We start from the raw sequence: 7,986 nt of genomic DNA on the forward strand, positions 1-7,986 counted from the left end.
TATGGCTTGATACTGTTGAGTTTTAGCTTTAACTTTAAACTCTAAGACAAACATTTTACGCAGGGGGGACTTAGACAAAATCAGTATAGCACAATAAAAGTTAAGTTAACAAGATATAGTTTAAAAAGCCGTCCTAAAAGGACGGGGCTTTAACCCAAAATTTCGGTAATCCCGAAAATGCTCCCCGGACTGCGATTCCAATTATTGAACCTATGGAGGAGGATGCTGATGCTTGGATTTGTTTGGATACCTTCCGAGATCTACCCTACTCGGCCGTCACTTTAATCGAAAATATTATCGATTCTAGTCATGTTCCCTATACCCATCATCTCACCATCGGTAATCGGGCCAATGCCGCTCCTATGGAGTTAGAAATTATCGAGTCCAATCGTCAGGGATTTAAGGGAATTTGGCCCGAAGGACCGCGTAAAGGTCAATTAGGTCGGCAATACAGCAATTTTATCGCCCCCGGATTAATTTACCACGATCTCACCTCGGAAAAGTTCGGGCGGACTTTAACAGCTGTCTATGCAACCCCCATCCGTCAGGGAGAATGTCGTCTCTTTGCTCGTTTTCCCTTTAAATTCAACTCTAAACTGCCGAAATTCTTCATTAAGCTTACCCCCACTTGGTATTCCCACATCAATCAAAATGCTATTCTTGAAGATGATCAGATTTTTCTCTACTATCAAGAGCGTTATCTGCAAGCTCAGGGGGATAGTCAGAATTTTAGTCAAGCTTGTTATCTCCCCACCAAAGCGGATTTATTCGTGTTCGAGTATCGCAATTGGGTTAATCAATACCAAGCCGATCCTTTTGCCGGTCAACCTTTCCCCCCCCTACAATCAAAAGAGATTCTCCTCGAACGCTATCACTCCCATACCAAAAATTGTGCTGTTTGTCAAGGGGCTTTAAAAAATATTAATCGTCTCCGGGGGTTAACATTAGCGATCGCTATTATTCTTGGTCTATCTTTACCACTTTTAGCCCTAATTTTCGGTCAATCGGCCCTCATTGCCGTGACAGTGCTGACAGCATTAACTGTTATTATGGTGGCAGCTTATTGGCGCTTGGGAGAACTGATAAAACAGTTTTATCAAGGACGGGAACTATTGCCGAGAAATACCGGTAAAAAGCGATAAAGCTGCCGAAAAAGAGCGGAAGTTAGGGAACCTGTTCCTCACTATCCACTTTGGGGGGTTGGTTTTGGGGAGATTGCTGAAGTTCTTGCCAGCGAGTTTCTGCCAGTTGTTTTTGTGTTTGCACTTCTCGGTCATTGGAACGATAACGAAGGGATTCTTGATAAGCTTGAATCGCTCGCTCGTATTGACCGAGTTTAAAGCAACTATTGCCTAAACTTTTCCAGGTTTCGGGGTTATCTTTTTGTCTTTGAATCGCCTGTTGATAGGCAGTTATAGCTTGAGAATTGTCGCCTAAACGATACCAAGCGTTAGCGATACCGATAAAAACTTCGGCTTTTTGGGAAGAAATGCGGCGCGCTTTTTCGTAGGATGCGATCGCTTCTTGAAATCTTTCCATTTGATGAAGTAATGCCCCTTGATTTAACCAAGCTTGATAATAATTAGAATTGGCCTCAGTTGCTTGAGTAAATGCCTCCAAAGCTTCTGACTTGCGGCCTAATTTTTGCAGAATAATCCCTTGACTATAGTGAGCTTGGGAAAATTGGGGATTAAATTGTCCAGCTTTGCTATAACTTTCTAAAGCCTCATTAATTTTATTTAATTGATAGAAACTATTACCTTTTTGATACCAAATTAAGGCATTATCCGATTCGATCGCTAGAGCCTGATCGTAGGCTTTAACTGCCCCTTCATAATCCTCAAGATTTTGTAATGACCAGCCTTTTTTATACCATATTTTGGCATCATTTTGTTGAAAAGTTAACAATTTGTCAAGAGCTTTTTGGGCGGCGGAATATTGTTGTAGTTCTAGATAAATATCGGCCTTACCTTGCCAAGCTTGACTAGCGGCAGCATTAATAGATAGGACTCGCTCAAAACTTTCTAAAGCCTCCTGATTTTTATCTAATTTATCTAAAGCTTCTCCGCGACCGAGCCAAGCTTGCCAAGCGGAATCTGGGTTAATTTGAATAGCTTTTTCGTAGGTATTTAAAGCTTCCGAGTATCTTTGTAAAGCCAATAAAGCATCGGCTTTTCCTTGCAATGCCTCAAGATAATCGGGATTAATTTTTAAGGCTTGACCATAGGAATTAAGGGCATCAGTATAGCGTTTAAGTTGATAAAAAGTCTGACCTTGTTGATAGTAACTAAGAGAATTACGAGAATTTTGCCAATAGTCAAAACCCAGATAAGCACCAGCTATTAAGCCAATTGTCCCCGATACAAACAAGATTTTTGTTAGCCAAGATTTCCCTTGACGAGCAACTTGACTTTGAGATTTCACCGCCTGGGTATTTTTCGGATCGAGATGATGAATTTTACCTAATTTTCTCAGAGCGATTAATGCTTCACTGGCACTGGTATAACGCTGACGAAAATCATAGCGGATCATGCGATCGATAACATCACTAAACTCGGGGCTAGTCATAGCCAAATGTTGCCAGAGAATTTCTCCCGTGCGAGAATCCAATGGAATATCTTCGGGAGCTTTACCGGTTAAAGCTTGTAATCCAATCATACCAGTGGCATAGATATCGCTACTAAAACGGGGATAACCTTGGGCCTGTTCACTGGGGAAATAACCGGGGGTACCGATAGCGACTGTAGAAACGGTTTTACCTTCTTTAACTACTTGAGTGCTAATTTGTTTGACAGCACCAAAATCAATTAAAACCAATTGATCATCTTGACGGCGACGAATAAGATTAAAGGGATTAACATCGCGATGGATCACCTGTTTGTGATGGACAAATTCCAGAATTGAGAGAATTTCTGTTAATAAAGCCACCACTTTCTCTTCATTTTGCCTATAGACACCGGCAGTAATTTCTGTGGCTAAATCTTCCCCCTCAATGTATTCTTGCACGAGGAAAAATTGCCCATTTTCCTCAAAATAAGCAAATAAACGGGGAATATGGCGATGAATGCCCAATTCTTGCAGTATTTTCGCCTCGGTTTCAAACAGTCGTCTAGCGATGGCTACAGTTTCGGCATTCCGGCACTGGGGTTGAAATTGTTTGATCACACAACGATTTTGATTGGGTAACTGGCGATCGCAGGCCAAGAAAGTCTGTCCGAATCCCCCTTTTCCCAATTGACGGATAATTTGGTAGCGATGACTAAGGATGTTTCCGGCAGCGAGTTCCATAGACGATGGCAATCCGAGGTTTTTTACCATTCTAGGCTTTTCGGCTCTCTTTTGCGGTCGCTGGACAAAATGGGGAAATTCCCCTATTCTACTTTTTTCCCTATAGAGAGGGAAAAAATTCCCTGTGGAGGGGACTGACATGACAGACAGAAAAAAATAATCTAGAAATAGAGAAAGTTCACTGTTGTTTTTTTCAGAGGATAACCGCTATGTCTATCAATCCTGTTACCAGAGCCAGCACAGCTTTACTGATTACCCTGCTCATGGGTTCCATGTCCGGCACTTTTCCCGTCCTCGCTCAAAGTAATATTAATCGGCAACGTCTTATCGCTCAACAAATCTCGATTCTGGCCGGAACAGTTATCCCTTTGAATTACGAGAAAGCCGATAAAATTTTAGTTTCTAAAAGTGATGTTATTCCTCTGACTTTAACCGTAGCCAGAGATATTCGTAACCGGAATGGGAGTTTGGTGATTGCAGCGGGAAGTGAAGTCAAGGGTACTTTAGAAGCGGCGGGCCGAGGTGTGCGGTTTATTGCCGATGAAATTCGCCTCGATGGGGGTAGTCGCACCATTCCCCTCAATGCCACTTCCCGATTAATTACTACCACTGAAACCGTGCGTAAAGGGGCAAAAACTCAAGATATCTTAGGGGGAACCGTCGCCGGTGCGGGGGCAGCCACAGCGATCGCTGCTCTTACGGGCGATCGCAAGATCGAAGTTCTCGACGTTTTAGCGGGGGCAGCCGTGGGAACCCTTGCAGGATGGGGTTTACCGACGGCGGGAATTGTCGGTGGTAGTTCCGCGCAGTTATACTCTGTTAACCCTGATCGAGATTTAAATATTACCCTGCAATCGCCCCTAGTGATCAGAGATTAGTTAGGGTCTGCTGAAAAAGTTTTTCGTGGGGGCAGGGTGTGGCCCCCCCAACCCCTAGGGTTGGGTAGGGTTGATTCATGAATCAACCCTACCCCCCCAACCCCCACCCCCCCTGCCCCCCCGACATCGGGGGGGTCGGGGGGCAAGGGGCGGCAAGGGGGGGTTAGCTAATCTAAGGATAGGCGGTTAAGATGCGTCTTAGTTTAATTGGAATGGTCGATTTGTTAGATTTTTAATAGTCGGTCTGTCAACCGATGGACAGAAACAGTTAAAACATCAGAATTCAGAGATCAAAGTATGAAACTTCCTACAGGGTTACGGCGAACTATTACCCATGCTTTGGCAACTTTTCTGGGAGTTATGCTCGGTTTTAGCAGTTTAGCGGCGGTAAATGCTCAAAATCTGCCCACTGCTGCCACCGATCTGGCCAGAATCCCCCCGGAGATGACGGCGGAAAGTTTTGTCGCTAAGGCAGTGGCCCGCACGGGTGCGGCAGTGGTGCGAATTGACACCGAAGCGATCATTACTCGTCCCAATAGCCCCTTTTTTGATGATCCTTTTTTTCAGGAGTTTTTTGGGGAACAGTTTCGTGTTCCCACCCAGCAGCGAGTGGCGGGCCAGGGATCGGGTTTTATTATCGATGGCAGTGGTTTAATCTTAACTAACGCCCATGTGGTCGATAATGCCGATAAGGTAACGGTAACTTTAAAAGATGGTCGTAGCTTCAAAGGAGAAGTACGCGGTACTGATGAGATCACTGATTTAGCCGTGGTGAAAATTAATTCCCAAGGGGAAAATTTACCTGTAGCCGTCCTCGGCAATTCCGCATCCATACAAGTGGGGGACTGGGCGATCGCAGTAGGCAATCCCGTCGGTCTAGATAATACGGTAACTTTAGGAATTATTAGCACGATCGGGCGCTCGGCGGCTAAGGCGGGTATTCCCGATAAACGCATTGATTTTATCCAAACTGATGCCGCTATTAACCCGGGTAATTCCGGCGGTCCGTTACTCAACGCCCAAGGGGAAGTCATCGGCATCAATACGGCCATTCGTGCTGATGCCATGGGCATCGGTTTTGCCATTCCCATCGACCGGGCCAAACAGTTACAAGCGACCCTAGAATCAGGTCAAAAGGTGGCCCATCCCTATATCGGTGTGCAGATGGTTAATCTAACTCCCGATTTAGCCCAGGCTAATAATCAAAACCCCAATTCTCCCATGATCGTGCCGGAAGTGTCGGGAATTTTGGTGGTGAAAGTCCTACCCAATACCCCCGCCGAAAAAGCCGGCATCCGTCGCGGGGATGTGATTGTTAAAGCTAATAATCAACCAGTTAGCGATGGCACTGAGTTACAGGAAATGGTGGAAAAAACCGGGATCGGTGAATCTTTACCCCTAAGAATCATAAGGGGTGAAAGGGCGATCGATCTCACCGTAATCACCGCCCAAATGTCAAATCAGTAATCAGTAATCAGTAATCAGTTATCAGTTATCAGATGTAAGTTTTCAGTTCACTGTTCACTGTTCACTGTTCACTGTTCACTGAAGAAAAATCCCCCCATCACCAAATCTGTTTTTTTTCTTGAGAGGGTCCTCGGTTTTTGCTCTCACTCCTATAATCTGTGTGTAAATTAGCTTTATTTCTTTGCGAGGATAATAACTATGGATCCGGCTCAAGTTAGCAATCAAGTGTACTTTATCAGGGATTTAGCGATTAGCTTCGGGGCGAAATTAATCGGGGCGATCGTACTCTGGTTTATTGGTAAATGGTTGATTAATCTAGCGATTAATCTGCTCAAAACCAGTTTAGCCAAGGGCAACGTCGATCCTACCATCGTTAGATATATCATTTCTTTCATCCTCATTGCCCTGCAAGTTGTCCTGATCGTGGCGATTTTGGGCTTTTTTGGCGTTGAAACCACCTCTTTTGCCGCACTTTTAGCCGCTGCTGGTATTGCGATCGGGGCCGCTTGGGGGGGGCTGTTGGCCAATTTTGCCGCCGGGGCTTTTTTAGTTATGTTCCGTCCCTTCAAGGTGGGCGATTTTGTCTCTGCGGCAGGTATAACTGGCACGGTGGAGGAATTGGGTTTATTTGCCACTACTATCAACACTCCTGACAATATTAGAACTGTAGTCGGCAATAACAGCATTTTTTCTGGGAATATTCAAAATTTTTCCGCTAATCCCTATCGTCGTCTGGATCTGACTGCTCAATTAAGTCACGGGGTAAATGTCCCAGAAGCGATCGCCCTGTTAAAGGCTAAAATTAGCCGTATCCCCAATGTTTTGACTAATCCCGCCCCCGATGTGGAAATTTTAGAATTTAATCCCTCCGGACTTCTCTTGGCAGTGCGTCCCTATTGCAGTAACGATAACTATTGGCAGGTCTATTTTGACACTAATAAGGTTATCTATGAATCCTTCGGTGAAGCGGGCTATCCTATTCCTGCTACCCACACGGTTTTACACAATCAATAGGGTTTGCTGAAAAAGTCTGTTGGTGGGGTTAGGAGTCAGGCTTCGGCCGTCGGTCGTTTCAGGCTTTGTTGTCCTCCTTTTTCCCACCAGTTTGTGTACTAAAAGAAGGATAATGCAAGGTTTTTGAAGGTCACAATCCTATTTTCTGAGGCATATTTTCGGCTCTCCTCGACTTTGTGTGATAATCAGTGCTTATCATTCGTAGGAGTCTTGCCACAAGGCTTTAAAGACTATATTTCTGGAAAATTATCGGGGGCATTTCCTATTAGCGAGTGAAGCAAAAGATGACTACTACCCTTGAAAGCTTACAGGAATTTATTGATTTCTGTCAACAGCACATTACTGGCAAAGAAAGGAAAGAAGCTCAGATTTTCCTAGACCGTTTCTTTCGAGCTTTTGGTCATAAAGGTGCGTTAGAAGCAGGTGCAACCTATGAGGAGGCGATTACTAAAGGTAGCAAGAAAGGTAAAACGGGATTTGCTGATTTAGTTTGGAAACCTCGTGTTTTAATTGAAATGAAAAAGCGAGGAGAAGATTTAAGTAAACACTATCCCCAAGCTTTTGAATACTGGAGTCGCTTGGTTCCTAATCGCCCTCGCTATGTCTTATTATGTAATTTTGATCAGTTCTGGATTTTTGATTTTGATCTTCAAATAGATGAACCGGTAGATCGAGTCAATCTCAACGACTTGAAAAATCGGGTGAGTGCCTTCAATTTTATGGAAGCAGGGAATCGTACCCCTATCTTTCAGAATAATCAAGTCGAGATTACAGAAACGGCGGCGCGACGGATGGGTGAGTTGTTTCAACTGTTAAAAAAACGCGGTCATAAAAGCGGTTTTGATGAATTGACGGCGCAGCGATTTATTTTACAGTGTGTCTTGGCAATGTTTGCGGAGGATCGAGGATTGTTACCGAGAGATTTATTTATTTCTTGTGTACAAGAGTGTCTAAATGGGGGCAATTCCTATGATGTCTTGGGGGGATTATTTCAACAGATGAACCAACCCGGAATTACCCCCGTTGGTAAGTATCAGGGAGTGGATTATTTTAATGGGGGACTGTTTAGCACAATTTATCCAATTGAATTAACTAATAAAGAATTAGAGTTTCTGGATGTGGCGGCGCGTCAGGATTGGAGTAAGATCCGTCCGGCAATTTTTGGTAATATTTTTGAGGGGACAGCTAATGCTGAAGAACGTCATACTTACGGGATGCACTTTACTTCAGAAGCGGATATTATGAAAATTGTTCGCCCAACTATTAGCCGTTACTGGGAGGAGAAAATTGAGCAAGCTGGGACGATTGGCGAGTTAAATACACTTCAGTTAGAATTACA

Annotated in this window: 5 protein-coding genes and 1 pseudogene; 5 read left to right on the plus strand and 1 reads right to left on the minus strand. The window is 44.2% G+C overall.

The genetic code is table 11. From position 1 onward, the window contains the following. Nucleotides 1–158 precede the first annotated feature (158 nt). Nucleotides 159–1,142 (plus strand): annotated as a pseudogene (locus H6F92_RS12795) (Rieske 2Fe-2S domain-containing protein); the annotation flags it as partial. A 22-nt stretch (nt 1,143–1,164) separates the two neighbouring features. On the opposite strand, the gene H6F92_RS12800 reads toward H6F92_RS12795, so the two are convergent. Beyond that, nucleotides 1,165–3,288, minus strand: a complete 2,124-nt coding sequence (locus H6F92_RS12800; RefSeq protein ID WP_190358118.1) for a serine/threonine-protein kinase — start codon at nt 3,286–3,288, stop codon at nt 1,165–1,167. Nucleotides 3,289–3,497: 209 nt separating this feature from the next. Between H6F92_RS12800 and H6F92_RS12805 the strand changes: the two genes are divergently transcribed. From H6F92_RS12805 to H6F92_RS12820, 4 genes are all read left to right on the plus strand, one after another. Next, complete coding sequence (locus H6F92_RS12805) at nt 3,498–4,166, plus strand: hypothetical protein (protein ID WP_190358119.1); 669 nt, start codon at nt 3,498–3,500, stop codon at nt 4,164–4,166. Nucleotides 4,167–4,463: 297 nt separating this feature from the next. Continuing rightward, nucleotides 4,464–5,633, plus strand: a complete 1,170-nt coding sequence (locus H6F92_RS12810) for an HhoA/HhoB/HtrA family serine endopeptidase (protein ID WP_190358120.1) — start codon at nt 4,464–4,466, stop codon at nt 5,631–5,633. Nucleotides 5,634–5,831: 198 nt separating this feature from the next. Continuing rightward, a complete protein-coding gene (locus H6F92_RS12815) occupies nt 5,832–6,647 on the plus strand; it encodes a mechanosensitive ion channel family protein (RefSeq protein ID WP_190358121.1) in 816 nt (271 codons plus the stop codon). A gap of 284 nt (nt 6,648–6,931) precedes the next feature. Beyond that, nucleotides 6,932–7,986: class I SAM-dependent DNA methyltransferase (locus H6F92_RS12820; RefSeq protein WP_190358122.1), on the plus strand; the 1,055-nt coding region annotated here is incomplete at its 3' end.

The sequence above is a fragment of the Microcystis wesenbergii FACHB-1317 genome (genome assembly GCF_014696875.1).
Lineage (GTDB): Bacteria > Cyanobacteriota > Cyanobacteriia > Cyanobacteriales > Microcystaceae > Microcystis > Microcystis wesenbergii_A.

Excerpts from the sequence above, each read along its gene's own strand:
- H6F92_RS12800 (WP_190358118.1), bottom strand. The coding sequence starts at position 3,288 with ATGGAACTCGCTGCCGGAAACATCCTTAGTCATCGCTACCAAATTATC.
- H6F92_RS12805 (WP_190358119.1), top strand. The coding sequence starts at position 3,498 with ATGTCTATCAATCCTGTTACCAGAGCCAGCACAGCTTTACTGATTACC.
- H6F92_RS12810 (WP_190358120.1), top strand. The coding sequence starts at position 4,464 with ATGAAACTTCCTACAGGGTTACGGCGAACTATTACCCATGCTTTGGCA.
- H6F92_RS12815 (WP_190358121.1), top strand. The coding sequence starts at position 5,832 with ATGGATCCGGCTCAAGTTAGCAATCAAGTGTACTTTATCAGGGATTTA.